The 17881-nt window shown below is 59.6% G+C and carries 14 protein-coding genes; 5 read left to right on the forward strand and 9 right to left on the reverse strand.

Annotated elements, in window-relative coordinates; genetic code table 11:
* Positions 1-93: 93 nt before the first annotated feature.
* The 5 genes from CKV89_RS04445 to CKV89_RS04465 form a co-directional block, all read right to left on the reverse strand.
* Entirely contained in the window at positions 94-1443 is a 1350-nt protein-coding gene (locus CKV89_RS04445) for a S1C family serine protease (RefSeq protein WP_231935450.1), read from the reverse strand.
* Entirely contained in the window at positions 1436-2983 is a 1548-nt protein-coding gene (locus CKV89_RS04450) for a sensor histidine kinase (RefSeq protein WP_231935451.1), read from the reverse strand. Before CKV89_RS04450 ends, CKV89_RS04445 begins: the two co-directional genes overlap by 8 nt.
* 44 nt (positions 2984-3027) lie before the next feature.
* Complete coding sequence (locus CKV89_RS04455; RefSeq protein ID WP_028327191.1) at positions 3028-3738, reverse strand: response regulator transcription factor; 711 nt, start codon at positions 3736-3738, stop codon at positions 3028-3030.
* Positions 3739-3800: 62 nt separating this feature from the next.
* On the reverse strand, positions 3801-5528 hold the full coding sequence (locus CKV89_RS04460) for an alpha/beta fold hydrolase (protein WP_028327120.1): 1728 nt from the start codon (positions 5526-5528) through the stop codon (positions 3801-3803).
* A gap of 203 nt (positions 5529-5731) precedes the next feature.
* On the reverse strand, positions 5732-7387 hold the full coding sequence (locus CKV89_RS04465) for a DNA repair helicase XPB (RefSeq protein WP_028327119.1): 1656 nt from the start codon (positions 7385-7387) through the stop codon (positions 5732-5734).
* 280 nt (positions 7388-7667) lie between these two features.
* Between CKV89_RS04465 and CKV89_RS04470 the strand changes: the two genes are divergently transcribed.
* Positions 7668-9680: a M13 family metallopeptidase gene (locus tag CKV89_RS04470; protein ID WP_034400952.1), complete on the forward strand. Its 2013-nt coding sequence runs from the start codon at positions 7668-7670 to the stop codon at positions 9678-9680.
* A 60-nt stretch (positions 9681-9740) separates the two neighbouring features.
* Here CKV89_RS04470 and CKV89_RS04475 read toward each other — a convergent pair whose 3' ends face one another.
* The gene (locus CKV89_RS04475) at positions 9741-12050 is read right to left on the reverse strand and encodes a helicase-associated domain-containing protein (RefSeq protein ID WP_154657630.1); all 2310 of its coding nucleotides are present in this window, start codon (positions 12048-12050) and stop codon (positions 9741-9743) included.
* 300 nt (positions 12051-12350) lie between these two features.
* Here CKV89_RS04475 and CKV89_RS04480 point away from each other — a divergent pair, with 300 nt between their 5' ends.
* Together CKV89_RS04480 and CKV89_RS04485 are read left to right on the forward strand one after the other, a co-directional pair.
* On the forward strand, positions 12351-13094 hold the full coding sequence (locus CKV89_RS04480) for a DUF3027 domain-containing protein (protein WP_028327116.1): 744 nt from the start codon (positions 12351-12353) through the stop codon (positions 13092-13094).
* Positions 13095-13225: 131 nt separating this feature from the next.
* Positions 13226-14713 (forward strand): NCS2 family permease, encoded by a 1488-nt coding sequence (locus CKV89_RS04485; RefSeq protein WP_028327115.1) that lies wholly within the window; start codon positions 13226-13228, stop codon positions 14711-14713.
* A 235-nt stretch (positions 14714-14948) separates the two neighbouring features.
* On the opposite strand, the gene CKV89_RS04490 is transcribed toward CKV89_RS04485, so the two are convergent.
* Complete coding sequence (locus tag CKV89_RS04490; RefSeq protein ID WP_034400950.1) at positions 14949-15485, reverse strand: hypothetical protein; 537 nt, start codon at positions 15483-15485, stop codon at positions 14949-14951.
* A gap of 237 nt (positions 15486-15722) precedes the next feature.
* Between CKV89_RS04490 and CKV89_RS04495 the strand changes: the two genes are divergently transcribed.
* Positions 15723-16415: a metal-dependent transcriptional regulator gene (locus CKV89_RS04495; RefSeq protein ID WP_028327114.1), complete on the forward strand. Its 693-nt coding sequence runs from the start codon at positions 15723-15725 to the stop codon at positions 16413-16415.
* Positions 16416-16628: 213 nt separating this feature from the next.
* Here the strand turns inward: CKV89_RS04495 and CKV89_RS11740 are convergent, their stop codons facing one another.
* Together CKV89_RS11740 and CKV89_RS12515 are read right to left on the reverse strand one after the other, a co-directional pair.
* A complete protein-coding gene (locus CKV89_RS11740) occupies positions 16629-17060 on the reverse strand; it encodes a hypothetical protein (protein ID WP_157728082.1) in 432 nt (143 codons plus the stop codon).
* A 116-nt stretch (positions 17061-17176) separates the two neighbouring features.
* Positions 17177-17311 (reverse strand): hypothetical protein, encoded by a 135-nt coding sequence (locus CKV89_RS12515; RefSeq protein WP_267879269.1) that lies wholly within the window; start codon positions 17309-17311, stop codon positions 17177-17179.
* 194 nt (positions 17312-17505) lie between these two features.
* Here CKV89_RS12515 and CKV89_RS11745 point away from each other — a divergent pair, with 194 nt between their 5' ends.
* Entirely contained in the window at positions 17506-17820 is a 315-nt protein-coding gene (locus CKV89_RS11745; RefSeq protein ID WP_157728083.1) for a C40 family peptidase, read from the forward strand.
* The last annotated feature ends 61 nt before the right edge of the window (positions 17821-17881 follow it).

Genomic DNA, 17881 nt, shown 5'->3' on the forward strand with positions numbered 1-17881 from the left:
ATCGAACCCTACCTGCGGGTGGGTGGCTGCTAAGGCATAGAAAAGGCCGGAAGCTCCTGTTTTAGGGCTTCCGGCCTTTAAATGTGAGGTGTCTTACCCGTTGTCCTCTGTGTCTTGCGGGCGGCTACCGAGAGTGACCTGAACGTCTTGGCGTTGTTTTCCGCGCACGATGGTCAGGGTTACTTGTTCGCCTGCTCGGTGGTCGCGCACTTGTGCGACGAGAGCCTCTTTACCGTCGATTGACTCGTTATTGATCGCGACGATGGCATCGCCGCGGCGGATACCGGCTTCGGCTGCAGGGCTATTGGGTGTAACTTCCGCAACCAGGGCTGCGGCGCGTTGAGCTTCCCCTTCGGGGACGTTTCCGGTCTGGCTGCTGACTCCAATGAAGGCGTGTTGGACGTGGCCGTTCTTGATGAGCTGGGAAGCGATGTTTTTCATAGCGTTGACCGGGATAGCGAAGCCGATGCCGATGTTTCCACCGCCTTGTTGGGTTTGGGCGATGGAGGAGTTAATGCCGATGAGCTGGCCGGATGCGTTGACCAGTGCGCCTCCGGAGTTACCGGGGTTGATGGCTGCAGATGTCTGAATGGCGTTGGTGATGACGTCTTCAGAGATAGTGGCCTCAGCGTAGTTAGGTTTGCCGCTGGTGATGAGCGGGCGATCCAGGGCGCTGATGATGCCTTCGGTGACGGTGCCGGACAGACCTAGTGGGTTACCGACGGCCATGACTGGTACACCGACTTTGAGTTGGTCAGAATCTCCGAGCGTGATGGGGCGTATGTCGGAGGGGACGTCGACCATTTTGAGGGTGGCTAGGTCGGTGCTGGGGTCCGAGCCGACGACGGTTGCTTTGTGAGTGCGTTTGTCGTTGAGGGTGATGAAAATCTGTCCGCGTCCGTTGACGGCGTCAGCCACGACGTGGTGGTTGGTGACCACGTGGCCCTCTTTGTCCAGGATCACTCCCGAGCCTTGAGCGTTTCCTTGATATGCGTTGACGGTGATGGAAACGACACTGGGGGCGACTGCTTCGGCGGTTGCGGTCCAGTCGGGTGCAGAGCCGGAAGCTTGCTGGATCGGTCCGGGTTGGGAGTGGAATTGATCGCTTTGAGCAGGAGGGTTTTTAGTGCCGTCGGCGGTGTTGCGTCCGCTGAGGTAAGCGGGAGCTAGTCCTGCCAGGGCGGCGACGAGCACCACGGCGCCGATACCGATGAAGAGGGTTGCGCGGCGCTTTTTAGCTCGGTTGGTCGCGGCGTCGTCTTTTTTCTCTGCTGTGTCGTCGCTTTGGTTTGGGTCAGCGCCGGGGGCGTCCCAGTTTTTGGATGCGTCCATTTTCCACGGCGCTGACGAGGTGTCGGAGCCGTGCCACGTGGTTCCCGGAGCCTGGTTTGGCCCGGTACTGGGCCCTTCCTGACCGGGGGCGTTGGTGGGTTCGTTAGCCATCCGTTCCTCCAGTGTTGTGGCGTCGTGGTGTGAGGAGTCGACGTACAGGGCGTCGAGCCCGTGTGGCAGTTGTTTCAGTTTGTGAGGCTGGGTGCTCTGCCTCTGTGTTGCTATTGGCTGCAATAGGAAGCTCAAAAACGAAAGTAGCTCCTCCGCCAGGGGTTGGTGCTACACCGACGCGTCCTCCATGCGCTTCAATGAGTCCGGCGACGATAGCCAGTCCGAGCCCGTATCCGCCGCTGGGTTTACGGCCTCGGGCTGGGTCATTGCGGTAGAAGCGTTCGAAGACTTTGCCGGCGACTTCGGGTTCGATGCCTGGTCCGTGGTCGCGTACTTCAACGCGAGCTCGTTGTTGGTGTATTCCAACGGCCACTTCGATGGGGCTTCCTGCAGGAGTGTGGGAAAGGGCGTTAGCGACGAGGTTGGTGACAACTTGGCGCAGGCGTGCTTCATCTCCAACAACTTCGGTGGGCACGAGGTCACCGTCATCGATGGACAGGAGACGGATTTCGCGTTCGCGGTCGCGTGCTCGGGCATCTTGTACGGCGTCCGCAGACAGAACGGTGAGGTCAACGACGCTCATGTTCATGGGGCGGGCGTTGTCGAGTCTGGCGAGGGTGAGCAGATCGTCGACGAGTCCGGCCATACGTGTGGCTTCATTTTCGATGCGGCTCATGGCGGCTGCTGTTTGCTCAGGAGAAGAGGCAGCGCCTTGGCGATAGAGCTCTGCGTAGCCGCGGACTGTTGCAAGGGGAGTGCGCAGTTCGTGAGATGCGTCGGTGACGAAGCGTCGCATGCGCTGTTCGCCAGCTTCGCGGATACGAAAGGACTCCTCGATTTGAGCGAGCATCGCGTTGATGGAGCGGGAAAGGCTTTGTACTTCGTCGTGTGCGCGTGTTTCGGGGACGCGTCGTGATAGATCGCCTGCCGCGATCGCAGCGGCGGTGTCTTCGATGGTGCGTAGTGGCCGGAAAGCGCGCTGGAACCCTATCCAGCCGATGAAAACGCAGCCCAAAACGAGCAGCATGCTGACGGTAAAGGATGCTGCGATGGTTTTGTTGATGGCTTGTTCCACACCGGCCAGGGAGGTAGCCACAGCGTAGGTGCCTGAGGCGTTACTCATTTGTCCAGCAACGACGATCCAGGCAGGGCTGGATGCGTTGGGCGAGGAAAGGATGAACGGTTCGGCGGAGCTGACGCGGGCGTCGCGAGTGGTCAGGCGGGGCATGTCGGGGACGGATTCAGCGTCAATGCCCGAGGGGACCAGGGTCGCTACAGGACGTCCCGCCGTGTTCATAAACGACACGACGTAGGTGCTGGGGACGTCAATGTCGTTTTTGCGATTCATGTATTGGGGGAGCACGCGTTCAGCCACGGGTGCGGCTGCCGTGCGGAGCTCCTCGACGGTGCGGTCTACGAGATAGCGGCGCATGATTGCGCTGGTCGCCAGGCTCGTGAGAGTGAGCGCCACGACGAGGAGCACGACGAGGACGGCGAGGAGTCGCCAGGTGAGCGACTTTTCGTGAAGTCGGCCGGTCACCCGGCCCACGGCCGCGGGTGAGATGCGCGGGCGTGGCACCCCGCTCATGCTGATTCGGGAGGCAATCGCAGCACGTATCCAACGCCGCGGCGTGTGTGGATCAGGTGCGGTTCCTCCGTGTCGATTTTGCGGCGCAGGTAGGAAATGTATGACTCGACGATCCCTGCTTCGCCGCGGAAGTCGTAGTCCCAAACGTGGTCAAGGATCTGCTGTTTAGACAGAACGCGGTTGGGGTTCATGAGGAGGTAACGGAGCAGTTTGAACTCTGTGGGTGAGACGTCCACGACGCGGGTTCCGCGACGTACTTCGTGTGAGTCTTCGTTGAGTTCGAGGTCGTGGAAGCGCAGAACGGAGTCGTCACTGATTTCGCCACGGGTGCGGCGCAGCACAGCGCGGATGCGAGCCACAACTTCTTCAAGGCTGAAAGGTTTGGTGACGTAGTCGTCGCCGCCGACGGTCAGGCCTTTAACTTTGTCTTCGACGCTGTCCATGGCGGTGACGAAAACGATCGGCATTTCGCGGCCACGGTCTCGCAGTTTGGAAGTCACAGCGAAGCCGTCCATGTCAGGAAGCATGACGTCAAGGACGACAAGGTCGGGCTGTTCACGTTCGGCAACTTCGATTGCTTCGTTACCATCGGCGGCGGTGAATACCTCGAAGCCCGCGAACTTGAGTGAGGTCGCTAGCAATTCACGAATGCTGGGTTCGTCCTCGACAACGAGTAGGCGGGCTTCGGCGGTCACATCTTCGGTCACTGTTCCAGAATGCGTGTTTTGCCTGGATTTTGCCTGGATTTGTGCCTCGAGGCACCCGAGGGTCAGGGAGTAGTGACCTCAAATATTTTGTTTTCCATGGGCAAGGGGGCGCCCTTACATGTGACATCTTGACGCGGCCAGATTCCTCGCTGCAGCCAGGCAAGAGCGATGTTGTTCACGCACTTGTTATCAGGTGCAGAGGTGAATGCCCCGTGGTTTCCGTCGTTATCGATGGTGATCATGCGGGTGGCGGAGTGTGCAGCGTGTGCTGCGCGGGCGCCTTCTACGGGGGTAGCCGGGTCAACTTCACCTTGGATCATGAGGATGTTGACCGAGCCTGAACCATTGATGGTGGGAACCTTTTTGGGAGCCCATGGCCAGTAGGCGCACGGGGCGGCTATGACGCTGAGCATGGAGCCTTGCAATGGGTATTTCTTCTGCGCGTCGAGGTATTCCTTTTCGAGAGATTCGCGACGCCGGTCGAAGTTAGTGTCGTTGCAGACGATGGCCGTGCGGACAGTCTGGGTGGAGAGCAGGCTTTCGTTGTCATCGGGTTCGAAGGTTTGCCCGGAGGGCATCTTCACCGTGCCTTTGCTGCTGCGCAGACTGACATTGAGCTGTTTGAGCGTGGCTCCAATGGAGGAGAGCGATTCATCGCTGTAAAGCATCTGCATGAGAGTGGCATCGAAGCTGGCAGGAGTGAGGTCGCGAACGCGTCCTTTAGCCACTTCACTGCGGATTTTCTCGTAGTTGTTGCGGACTTCGTTGGCAGTAGTTCCTAGGCCGAAGTCTTTGTTATGCCGAGCGATCCATGGAAGAGCCTGTTTGTCCCAGCGGCGCTGGAAGCCTTGGGGCATCAGCGCGAAAGATGAACGCCAGTCACCGGTGAACTTAGCGTTAGCGTCGGTGAGTACGCGTCCAGTGCTGTGCGGATAGAGCTTGGCCATCCAAGCGCCCATCCAAGAACCACCGGAAGTGCCGAAAAAGTCGATGGTTTTGAAGCCGAGGACCTGTCGGACCAGATCCATGTCAGCGACGGTGTTAGCGGTGGTGATGTGGGGGAGCACTTTGGGGTGCTTGCTTGTACACGCTTGCGTCCACTGCTTGTAGCTTTGCCACATGCGCTCGCGGACAGCTTTGCTGGTGTCGCGCTGGTCTTTGGGGGTGAAGTCGGGCAGGGGGCATTCAACGGGGCTGGATAGTCCGGTGCCGCGGGGGTCGACGCCGATGATGTCGTGGGTGGTGCGCAGGGATTCTTTTGAGTCAGCGATCGCTGAAACGAATTCGCCTGCGGGAGAGCCGGGGCCGCCAGGGTTGACGAATAGTGGGCGGGCGCTGCGGGCTTTGCTGCTGTGTTTGAGGCGAGTGATGTTGAGGTTGATGGAGCCTTTAGAGAAGTCTTGCCAGTCCAAGGGGGTGCGGATGCGAGCACATTCGATGGGGTAGGGGCTGTTGCCGGTGTCTGCGGCTACCCGTGCTGCGGTGGAGCACGTTTTGTAAGACCAGGCGGGTTTTTGCGCCAGGTACTGGGCTTTGGACAGGGCTGGAAGGGGCTTTTGCGCTCCGGTGCGTGGAGTGGGTTTCTTGCGCGCAGCCAAGACACTGGCAACAGATTTTTTGACCGTGGGGTCTTTGGTGGCGGCGTGCGCATTTTGGGCTGCTGACCAGGGTGTGAGAGCAACGGGGGTCGCTACCAGGATCGCTGCAGCCATGCGGGCTACTGAGGCGCGTCGTGACTTGCCGCCTCTGTGGCGCTGCGATGGTGGTGTGGTGGTCGGCTGATTTTTCATTGCCCCTCCTGCGCATGTGGGTGCGTAGATGCTGCTATCTACGGTCAGGGGCACCAGAACCGTGGCTAATGCCCTCGGAATAACTGTGCCAGCTTGTTCGCCTACGGGTGCTGCTCGGGTTGTGCACGAGAGCCTTTGTCCGGGGCGCTGCCGAAATTGCAGCCTCGCTTAAAAGGATTGTCCTGCAAGTGTAGTGATGGTTTTTAGTGCGTGGCACCGTTTTCTGTCTCAAGGTCATCAGCATCGATGATCGCGTATGCATACCCTTGTTCAGCGAGGAACCGTTGCCGATGAGCTGCGAATTCGGCGTCGATAGTGTCGCGGGCCACGATGGTGTAGAAGTGCGCGCTGCGACCATCGTTTTTCGGCCGGGTCAGACGGCCTAAACGTTGGGCTTCTTCTTGTCTAGAGCCAAATGTGCCGCTGACTTGGATAGCAACACTGGCTTCGGGAAGGTCGACAGAGAAGTTGGCCACTTTGCTTACAACGAGCAGGTTTAATTCGCCAGTACGGAATTGGTGAAAAAGTTTTTCACGCTGTTTGACGGGCGTTTGTCCGGTGATCAGCGGAGCGTCGAGTTCGGCTGCAAGTGTTTCAAGCTGTTCGAGATATTGGCCGATGACAAGGGTGGGTTCTCCGGGGTGCTTGGTAAGCAGTTTTGCCACAACGGTGTCTTTGACGTTGTGGCAGGAAGCGAAACGGTAGCGCTCCTGAGGGTCGGTGGTGGCATAGGTGACCCGGTCGCTGTCAGGCAGTGCCACACGTACTTCGGTGCAGCGGGCAGGGGCAATGTATCCCTGGGACTCGATGTCCTTCCAGGGGGCATCGAAACGTTTGGGGCCGATAAGGCTGAACACATCTGATTCGCGTCCGTCTTCGCGTACAAGCGTCGCGGTCAGGCCCAGCCGGCGTCGTGCTTGCAGATCAGCGGTCATCCGGAAGATCGGGGCAGGCAGCAGATGGACTTCGTCGTAAATGATGAGTCCCCAGTCGCGGGCATTGAGCAGATCCAGGTGGGTGTAGGTGCCTTTTCGTTTGTGCGTGAGGACTTGGTATGTGGCGATGGTGACTGGACGGATTTCTTTGACTGTGCCGGAGTACTCGCCGATTTCGTCTTCGCTCAGAGTGGTGCGGCGTAGCAGTTCGTTGCGCCATTGGCGGGCAGCGACGGTATTAGTGACGAGGATGAGGGTAATGGTGCTTGCCGCGGCCATAGCGCCAGCACCGACAAGGGTTTTTCCTGCCCCGCAAGGAAGAACGACTACTCCTGATCCACTGGCCATGAAGCTGTCGATGGCGTGTTGCTGATAGGGGCGTAGGTGCCAGTCAGTATCGGATAGGCCGATGGGGTGGGCTTTTCCATCCACGTATCCGGCTCGGTCTTCGGCGGGCCACCCGACTTTGAGGAGTTCTTGTTTGAGATGTCCTCGTTCGCTGTTGTGGACGATGACACGTTTATCGTCGAGGCGCTCGCCAAGGAGGGGAGCGATTTTTTTGTGCCGGGTTACTTCTGTAAATACAGCCAGGTCGGTGGCTTCAAGGATGAGGCGATCGCCGTCTTTGATGAGGCGAAGACGCCCGTATCTGTCCATGGTGTCGGCGATATCGACCAGGAGCGAGTGAGGCACGGGGTAACGGGAGTGCTCCACGAGTGCGTGTACGACGGTTTCGGCGTCGTATCCGGCCGAGCGGGCATTCCATAGCCCTAAGGGTGTGATGCGGTAGGTGTGGATGTGTTCGGGGGAGCGTTCGAGTTCGGCGAATGGTGCGATCGCGGCTCGTGCCGCGACTGCGTCGGGGTGGTTGACCTCCAGGAGGAGTGTCTTGTCGCTCTGAACGATAAGTGCGCCGTTTGTCATGGTGGTAGGGACAACGTTGGTGGCGGTGTTTTGCTTCCCGCAAGGTGCGTGGGGTGAGGAATCTATGGGGAATGTTGAACGTATGTCTCCAGAAAGGCCCTGTTAGCTTCGGTGTTTCAGTACGGTGAGAAAGCGGTAAGGGCCGGATTGGCGGTCTGTGAACCTCTGAGAGGTTTCGAAGGCCGCGCGACCAAAGGCCGCGCGACCAAAGGCCGCGCGACCAAAGGCCGCGCGACCAAAGAGTGTGCGGTCGAGGCACCGCCGATGAGGAGATAAACGCATGTCTATTGATCAGTTGCGCTCGGGTGTGGATGTGGATGCTTTTGACCGCAGCATCCGCCCTCAGGATGATTTGTTTGGGTTTGTTAACGGTGGGTGGGCTGCGCGCACAGAGATCCCTGCTGACCGTGGCCGGTTTGGGACATTTGATGTGTTGCGCGATACCGCGCAGGAGCACATGCGCGAGATCGTGGACCGGGCTGCTGAGGCAGCAGCAGAAGGGGACCAGGGTGATGAGCTGGCCGGCGTGCGTGCCCAGGTGGGAGCGCTGTATGCGTCTTTCATGGATGTTGAGCAGGTAGAGGCAGCTGGGGTTTCACCGCTGGTCGATGCCGTGTCGGGGGTGATTGAGGCTGCTGATGCTCAGCAGTTGTGGGCTCGTCTGGGAGTTCTGCAGCGTGAAGGTGTGGCTGGGGCGGTGGCGGTGTTTGTTGATACCGATCGGCGAGCTTCTGACTCGTATGTGACGAATGTGTACCAGTCAGGGTTGGGTCTGCCGGACGAGGCCTACTACCGGGAAGAGGATCACGCTGAGGTCCGTGAGCAGTATGTGAAACATATCGAGCGCACGTTCGCTTTGCTGGCCGAACATGCTCCTGAGCTGGTGGCTCCGTTAGGTGCTGAAGGTGAGATTGCGCGTGCTGTGATGATGCACGAAACGGTGTTGGCTTCGCACCATTGGAACCGGGTGGCAGCGCGGGATGCTGTCGCTACTTATAACAAGGTTTCTTTTGATGGCCTGGTGGAGTTGGCGCCAGCGGTTCCGTGGCGCGCGTGGCTTGATGGTGCTGGTGCACCTGAGGGCGGGCCGGGTGAGTTCGTGGTGGCGATGCCCTCGTATGTGCAGGGATTGTCTGAGTTGGTTCAGTCAGCTGAGCTGCTTGAGTGGAAGCGGTGGGCGGTGTGGTCGGTGCTGCGTTCGTGGTCTTCCTATTTGCCGGGGGCTTTCGACCAGGAGCATTTTGACTTCTACGGTCGGGTGTTGACTGGTACGACGGTGCAGCGGGATCGGTGGCGCCGTGGTGTTGCCTTGGTGGATGGGCTGATTGGTGAAGCTGCGGGACGTTTGTATGTTGCCGAGCGGTTCAAGCCTGAATCGAAGGCGCGTGTTCAGGAACTAGTGTCGAACCTAATTGAGGCGTATCGGCGTGATATTTCGGATTTGGATTGGATGAGTGAAGCAACCAAAGCGCGCGCTTTGGAGAAGCTTTCGTTGTTTACTCCGAAAATCGGTTATCCGGATTCGTGGCGTGACTACTCAGGGTTGCGAGTAGAGGCTGATGACCTGATTGGAAACGTGCGCCGCGCTATGGCGTTTGAAACGGATCGTGAATGGCGCAAGCTTGGCGGTCCGGTGGATCGCGGTGAGTGGTTCATGACTCCACAGACAGTGAATGCGTATTACAACCCGGGAATGAATGAGATTGTTTTCCCGGCAGCTATTTTGCAGCCGCCTTTCTTTGATCCTGAGGCGGATGATGCAGTGAATTATGGCGCTATTGGTTCGGTTATTGGCCATGAAATTGGGCATGGATTCGATGACCAAGGGTCAAAATATGACGGTCGAGGCAATCTAGAGGATTGGTGGACTGAAGAAGATCGTGAGCGTTTTGATGAGCGCGCCACGGCATTGATTGCGCAGTATGAGGGTTTGAGGACGCGTGATCTTCCCGAAGAGAAAGTTAATGGAGCTCTGACGGTTGGTGAGAATATTGGGGATCTTGGTGGAGTAACGATTTCTTACCTGGCGTATTTGATTTCTTTGGATGGCGCGGAGCCAGCTTTGCTGGACGGTTTGACTGGCCAGCAGCGATTCTTCGTGGGGTGGGCGCAGGCATGGCGGGGTAAGTCTCGTCCGCAGGAGGCGCGTCGTTTGTTGAAGATTGATCCGCATTCGCCGGTAGATTTGCGGGCCAACATTGTGCGCAACTTGACGGAGTTCCATGAAGCGTTTGAGGTCGCGCCAGGTGATGGTTTGTGGCTCGCGCCCAGTGAACGAGTGCGTATTTGGTGAGCTGCTGTCAGTGATGGCCGTCTTCGCCCAGTTCGAGGCGAGGGCGGCCATCGTCGCTGTTTAGCTGTTTAGGGGGTTGGCGGGGGCAGTGGTAGCGCCGATGAGTCGGTGGATGGAAAAGGTGCGTACAGCGTCGCTTCCGTCGACGATGCCGTGTACGCGTCCGGCTTCGATAAAGGTGGGGCGTAGGAGGAGTTTGGTGGTGGATCCGTCGGGTCCTGCCAGGGCAATCCACACGTTGTGGCGTGCAGTGATTGCTTCGCGGAGGGTGTCCAGGGTGATGGTGGGGTCGCTGGCTTCGATAGTGGGGTCGTCGTTGTTGGTGAGTGCAGCGTCTCCTGCGCGCATGGCCTGGATGAGGTGAGCGGCATCGTCGTGACTTATCGGTGGTGGCGCGGTGAGGATGGGGGTGGGGGTGTGCTGGTCGGTGGCGCGGATTGTGTTGCGGCTGTGGGGGATGTGGTTGCCGCTGAGGGACTCGGCCAGTGGGCTGTGTCCGGCTTTGCGTAGGGCGGTCAGGGTGGTGTTGCGGTCGTAGTGGGTGATGACAACGGTGGGGGCTAGTCGGCGTAGGGCGAGGTGTGTCAGGCGGGGGTCGTGTTCGATGGCGTCGAGGCAGGAAGTGTCGTCGCTGGTCAGGTAGGTGCTGGTTTCGCCGACGCGGACACGGCCGTGGCGGCGGGCGACGTCGCGGATGAGGTATTCAAGAGGTTGGGGGATGCCAGTGGGGCAGTGGCGTTTGAGGGTGGTAAGGAGGTCGTCGGCGGAGGCTGCGGTGTCGAGGTAGCGGCGGATGCTTTCGGGGGTAAATCGGAAAACGCTTGCTCCTCCGCGGGATTCGAGGTCGGCGATGAGGCGGAGTAAATCGGCGGTGTGGCCTTCGAGACGGCCGGGGACGACTGCGGTTAGGTCGCTTTGGAGGAGGATGTCGTTTGCCGGTGGTGGCAGGTGAGTGTCGAGGGTGGCAAGGGCATGCAGGGCTGTGCTGTGTGGGTCGTCCTCGGCGCTGGGTGGGGTGTCTGGGTCGATGAGGTCGGTGGTGGTTAGGCCGTTGTTCCAGGCGATCCAGAGTGCGTGTCCGGTGGGGGTGAGTGCTCCGTTGGTGATGATGCCGAGGTGGGTGCCTTCGTGGAGGGTGATGTGGGTTGCGTCGGTGAGGAGGTTGGGGTCGCGGCGGGGGTGCTGGGTGGTCAGCGAAGTGGCTAGTGAGGCGGGGGTGGTGCCGTGTCCGGTGGGTAGGCAGGTCAGAGCGTGTAGGACGCGGTGACGGGTGGTGCGGTAGGCGGTGGAGGTGTTTTCTGGGCCCAGGGGGGTGGTGGCTGTGGTGGTGCGGTCGGTGTCGAACCAGGCTAGGGCTAGGCGGGCCCATCGGGTGGCAGCGCTGGTGTGGCGCCATGTGTCATAGGTGAGGGTGGGGGCGTAGTAGGTGTCGGTGTCGGCGTGGCGGGCTGGTGGGTCGTAGGTGCCGATGAGTCCTGCGCTGTATGCGATTTCGAGGTAGAGGGTGGTGGTGTTGGTGTCGGTGTCGGTGTCGGCGGCGATGCGGCGTAGATCGCGCACGCCGAGGGAGCCGTTGCGGAGCATCCGGGGTGGGGTGGTTGCGAGGATGTGGCCGAGTTCGTCGATGCGTTCGAGGCAGGTGGTGATGGCTGCCAGGGTTGCTTCGGGTGTGTGCGGGGGTAGAGGGGTGGTTGTTGGGGGTGTGGGGTCGAGGGTGTTTGGGGGTAGGAGGTTGCCGTTGCGTAGGGCGAGTGCGACAGTGCGGGGCAGGATGATGCGGGTGGGGGTTGGGCGTTGCAGGAGTCCGAGGGTGGTGAGGTGTTCGACGATGTCGGTGATGCGTCCTGTGGCTGGGATGTCGCCGATGGGTGGTCCCCAGGTGAGTGTGTCGAGGATGGTGCGTTGGTGGGGGGTGAGTGTGTTCAGGTGGTCAGCGATTTCATCGGGCTGGGGGGTGTTTTCGTCTGCTGGTGCGAGTCCGGCGATGTAGGGGCCTAGGGCGGTGTTGACGCCTGCAGGTACGTGGTAGGTGTTTTTTTCTTTCCAGAGCAGGGCGAGGTCGCGCAGGGTTTCGGCGCTGCGGCGTAGTGCGGTGGGGGTGATGTTGAGGAGTGTTGCAGCCTGGGTGACGTTGCCGTTGCTGATGGCTAGGGCTTGCAGGACGTGGAGTTCGCGGGGAGCGAGGTTGTCCAGGGCGCGGGCGGCGCTGGGGGTTGCGGTGGCGCGGGCAGCGAGGGTGCGCAGGTCGGGGATGGCTGGTCGGGCGAGGTCGGGACGTTGTTGGAGGAGGGTGATGAGGGCATCGTCGCTGCGGGTGCGTAGGTCCTCGGCGAGTGAGCGAATTTTTCGGCTCAATGGGCATGCGGCCATGTTTTCCACGGTAGTCCTCGCTGAGGTGGGGGTTGGGTTCTTGGATGGTGTTGTTGGGCTGGGGTGGGGCGTTGGGCGATGGCACCAGCTACGCTGGTTTGATGACGGGCTGGTGTCAGGCTGCACCCCTGTAGTGGTGATCCGTGTGGGATACGGGTTCTGCCAGGTGTGATTGCGCCGGTCGGCTCGGCACAGATGACGTTTCGGATGTGAGGTCGAGGCTATGCACAGTTCCCAAGGCCGGGGGTTTCGGCTTGGCGGTGTTTGTGTGTGCTGCGGCGATCTTTGTGGAGGTGTGTGATGCCCGCTGTTAAGAAGGACACCACGTTGAGTTCACCGCGTGCGGTTGAGGTTGCACGGGGGGTTGCTGCTGAGTTGGCCGAGCCGGGCACGGTGGGTGATTTGGTGGAGTCGGTGACTGAAGCTGACCGGTTGGTGACGCACAAGTTTGAGTGCATGGCGAAGGCCTACCGGGGGTGGCGTTGGTCGGTGACGTTGGGGCGTGCGCCGCGTTCTCGCAAGGTGACGGTGTGTGAGGTCGGTTTGGTGCCGGGGGCTGATGCGGTGCTGTCTAAAGAGTGGGTGCCGTATGCGGATCGGTTGCAGCCGGGGGATTTGCGTCCTGGTGATGTGTTGCCCTACCGGGAAGATGATGTTCTGGTACAGCCGGGGTTTGAGGCAACTGGTGATGAGGATGTTGATCGGGTTGCTTTGTGGGAGTTGGGTCTTGGGCGTCCGCGGGTGTTGTCCGCGGAGGGGCGTGAGGCTGCTGCGACTCGATGGTACGAGGGGGAGTGCGGGCCGCGTTCTGAGATGGCTCGGGCTGCGAAGGCCCCGTGCAGCACGTGTGGTTTCTTCTTGCCGGTGACCGGTGCGCTGCGCAGCGTGTTTGGTGTGTGCGCTTCGCCATGGTCGCCTTCGGATGGTCGAGTGGTGAGTTTGGATCATGGCTGTGGTGCACACAGCGAGACTGATGCTGCGCCTACTCAGGCGGCGTTGGCTTCTGAGCCGGTTGTCGACGATTTAGCTATCGAGGCGGTGTAATTTACCGGCAGGGTTGTGGGGCGCGGCCGCGCCTGGTTAACGCAACGAGATTCGTTGGCTAATAAGGCGGTTCTCTGGTCGCTCTCAGGCGTGGCGAGTGGTAGGTCACAGGTAACGTTAAGGTTTCCTTCATGCCTGATGCCCCTGCTTCTGCTGCGCCCGTTGAGAGCCGTGGCGTGATCGATCGTTTTTTCCATATTTCTGAGCGTGGATCGACTGTTGGCCGCGAGGTGCGCGGTGGTCTTGCGACGTTCTTCACGATGGCCTACATCGTGGTTCTCAACCCGCTGATTCTTGGCCTGGTTCCTGATGGAACGGGACAGTTCTTGGGTGGGGGAGCTAACCCTGATCTGGCAAAAATCGCTGCAGCCACCGCGTTGGTGGCTGGGGTCATGACTATCGCGATGGGAGTGATCGCTAACTTCCCATTCGCTATTGCTGCCGGTTTGGGCCTGAACGCGTTTGTGGCGTTTTCGATTGCGGGTATGCCGGGGATGACCTGGGCCGATGCGATGGGTCTGGTGGTAATCGAAGGAATTGTCATCCTTGTGCTGGTGCTGACTGGGTTCCGTCAGGCGGTGTTCCACGCGATACCGGCGCAGTTGAAGACGGCGATGAGTGTCGGTATTGGCCTCTTCGTCACTTTTGTTGGTTTGTATGACGCTGGGATTGTGCGTAAGGCCGAGGGCACACCGGTGCAACTTGGTCCGGGTGGTTTCTTGGCCGGATGGCCAAGCCTCGTGTTCGTGGTTGGGCTGCTGGCCATCGTGACGATGCTGGTTCGTCAGGTTAAGGGCGCGATTCTGTACGGAATTGTTGGTGCAACAGGGCTGGCCATTCTTGTTGAGGCGTTATTCAACATTGGTGGTCAGAAAGATGCTGCTGGCAAATTGGTAAACCCCACAGGTTGGGGCTTGAACATTCCACGTTTGCCGAATTCGCCGATCGCTACCCCTGATCTTGGGCTGCTTGGTCACTTCGACCTCCTCGGTTCTGTAGAGCGGGTGGGGGCGCTGACGGCGTTGCTTCTCGTGTTCACGCTGGTGCTGGCCGACTTTTTCGACACGATGGGGACGATGGTCGCCATCGGTGCTGAGGCTGACCTTCTTGATGAAGAAGGAACGCCGGTGAATGCCTCCCGCATTCTTGTGGTTGATGCCAGCGCTGCGATTGTTGGTGGTGCTGCAGGGACAAGCTCGAACACAGGATTTATCGAGTCGACCTCGGGTGTGGCTGAAGGAGCTCGTACCGGGTTGGCGTCGGTGGTGACGGGGGTTTTGTTCCTGGTAGCTATGTTCCTGACTCCGTTGGTTGAGGTTGTTCCTTACGAGGCGGCGACACCTGCTCTTGTTGTGGTTGGTTTCTTGATGATGCAGCAGGTCAGCAGCATTGACTGGCGTGACCTAGAGATCGCGATCCCCGCATTTTTGACGATGGTGATGATGCCGTTTACGTACTCGATCACGGCTGGTATCGGTTCGGGGTTTGTCGCGTTCGTTGCGATCAAGGTAGCCAAGGGCAAATTCCGGGAGATTCACGCGTTGATGTGGGTGGTGACCGTGATGTTCCTTATCTACTTCACGATGGACCCAATCCGTCACTGGCTAGTAGGTGCCTGACACATAGATCAATGAGCAAAGGGGCCTTGCGCTTGCATCAAGATGCGGCGCAGGCCCCTTTGCTTGTCGCTGACATACCGGGTCAGGGTCCAGGGTGATTAGTCTTGGGTTTCCCCTCATGGAAAGGACGCGTCGATGACTCCCCGGGTACGCAAAGTGATCGTGTGGGTCGCTCTGGTGGCGATGTTGGCTGCGGTGGTGCTGTCGCCGCTTTTGTGAGATTGCGTGAGTTGGGTCAGTCCTGCGAGGAGGGGCTGTCTGTCCCTGTCTTTTCGGTCGGTGTTTTTTCCGCAGGTGTAGATGTAGAGACACGCGGGGTGATGCGGATCGTTGCGCGGCTGGCAGCAGAACCACGGGTGATAGCCCGTGGAATTCCGCGTAGGCGGCTACTCACACTGGCACTGGACTTGAGAGCTTGTGCTTCAGCGTTTTCGCGTACCCATTGTTCGGGAGTGAGGCGTCGAGTGATGTCGTAGTTCTCTAGGAGGCGATCAATAGGAGTGGGGACCGCCGGGTGGGTAGCTACGGGCCGATCACCGCTGAACACCACGTATACGCGGGTATCGCCATCGAAGGTGAGCAGAACACTGCCGTTAACCAGGCCCGCTGCGTGCTCGTAGGCCATGTGTTCGTAGGTGGTGCTGCGTGTAAAAGATTTGCGGGCGACATGTTCGATGGCGCCACGGTTACGCATCACGCCTTCGTAGGCGATCGGTCCATAGGTCACGCCGAGTTTGAACAGGCGAGCGACGAGAGCTTTGCGATCGACCACCGAGAGCACCTTTCGGGACGTTTGGGTGTGCAAGGGGGGGCCGTTGCCTCGAAGCGAGGTAACGGATTGGAGGCTGGATTCATACGTATTGGCCTCGAAGATGTTGACGCTACCCGATGTTCCTGGAGTCGTGCTGGTCGCACGTGGGGTGTGGTGGAGCGGCTTTTCTGCTCACGCGACACGTTCTGGCGAACGCCATGGATAGTCACACCTCATCAGGGGTGTCAGACTAAGGACGTGAGCAACCTCATCGACACGACTGAGATGTATCTGCGCACCATCCTCGAACTTGAGGAAGAAGGTGTGCCAGCTCTGCGTGCACGCATCGCGGAGCGACTGGAACACTCCGGCCCGACGGTGTCGCAAACGGTGGCGCGTATGGAACGCGACGGGCTCTTAACAGTCATGCCCGACCGGACGATCGAACTCTCTGTGGCTGGCCGTGACCTAGCTACACGTGTAATGCGTAAACACCGTATCGCCGAAAGACTGTTGACCGACGTGATCGGTCTGGAAATCGAGTACGTCCATGAAGAGGCGTGCCGGTGGGAACACGTCATGAGCGACCGTGTGGAGCGCAAAATACTGGCCATTTTGAAGGACTACGACCGCAGCCCATACGGAAACCCCATTCCAGGTTTGGAAGCATTCGGTGAGGAGCCACAACCGATCGCACAGGCACTGCGTATCGGAGCAGTGCCTGACGACACACCAGTGGTGCTGCGCAGCATCGGTGAGCATCTGCAAGCAGAGGCAGACATTCTTTCCGAAATGTCTCGCGCCGGAGTGACCCCCGGAGCCGTAGTCATTCCGCGCCGCGACGGCGATGGCGTGGTCCTCTACGGCGAGAAAGTCGGTTCAGACAAAGCGCTGTGGCTCGGAGATGAGCTAGCCGATTACCTGTTCGTGGAGCCAGCAGAGAAGTCCTGAACAACGGACACAGTTTCCACAACCTGGCAATAATCCACTGAACAGAAAACACAGCTGGGGACGGCACACCTGGTCAGGGCTGCGCGGTCAAGGATGAGAGAACTCATGACCGCCTCCCTCAGGAGTTCTGATGCCGACTATCCCGCCACCCCCACGAGCCTGCCTCCAACCACACGAGGCCTCAGCGCGCCACCGTGTTCGCGTCCCCGGCGATCACATGTGGAGCCGCGTCGCAGCAGACTCACCATGGATCGCACGCACCGCATCAGGAGCTGTGCTAACCGGCGGAATTGTCCTGGCCGGTTCAGCACTAGCCTCAGCCCAACTGACCGATGCCCCCCACAGCCCTACACCAAACCCCACCACCGCTACGGTCACTGCGCGCACAACACCGCCGCCACACAACACTTCAACTGATTTGGCCAACGCAAAAACACACGCAGAGACAACATCCAACACAGCTGCCACCAACGCCACTCGCACTGCAACCCAGCACAGAAAACCTGTCCCCTCCGCGGCACAACTGTCAGCCGCAGCCACAACCGACTGCCCCTGCGCCGCAGTAATAAACCCAACTCCCCAGCCACCACCGTTGGTCACCTCAGCCCCAACACCACCACCCCAGACCAGCCCCAACACCACCACCGGTGCTCGTGTCTACCTTCCACAATTAGTAGGTAAAAAAGACACCCCACCCCAGCAACCTGCACCTGTAACCTGCGCCAGCGCAACCACCAGTACGCCTCAGCCCGCACCTTCAGCTAACCAACAAACCCCCGCACCTTCACGCCCCGCAACCCCACCAGCTGCCCAAACTCCCACACCCCCGTCCCGACAGCCCGCTCCAACACAACCAGCCACCCCCAGCACACCGAAACCTGAACACAAACCTGCACTTGCACAACCCTTCGAGAAAGCACCACACGGCCCCCGACTCCATCCAGGTAAACGCAGCACACCCCATCCACGCCTCTACACACCACCCACCGCATCACCGAAAAAAACACACCGCCACACCCAGAAAAAACCAACCACCAAAAAATCCACACGCGCCGCATCCGCACCAACACATAAAACAGCTGTCCTTGAAATGGCGAAAAACCTCTCCGGTATTCCATACGTATGGGGAGGCACCAGCACCAGCGGATTCGACTGCTCCGGGTTCACTCAACACATCTTCCGAAAAGCAGGCATCTCCCTGCCACGCACAGCAGCGCAACAACAAGCAGCAACCACCCACATAAAAAATCCCAAACCTGGCGATCTCGTATTTTTCGGATCCCCTGCCCACCACGTGGGCATATACGCCGGAAATGGCTACATGTACGACGCCCCACGCAGCGGCCGCACCACCGGCCTACACAAAATCTGGTCCTCAAAAGTGACGTACCACCGTGCCCACTAGCCACACACAAGACACGATCTCAGACAAGAACGTCGCCGCTGCCCTGTACGTTGAACGCGAC

Source organism: Dermatophilus congolensis, from assembly GCF_900187045.1.
Classification (GTDB): domain Bacteria; phylum Actinomycetota; class Actinomycetes; order Actinomycetales; family Dermatophilaceae; genus Dermatophilus; species Dermatophilus congolensis.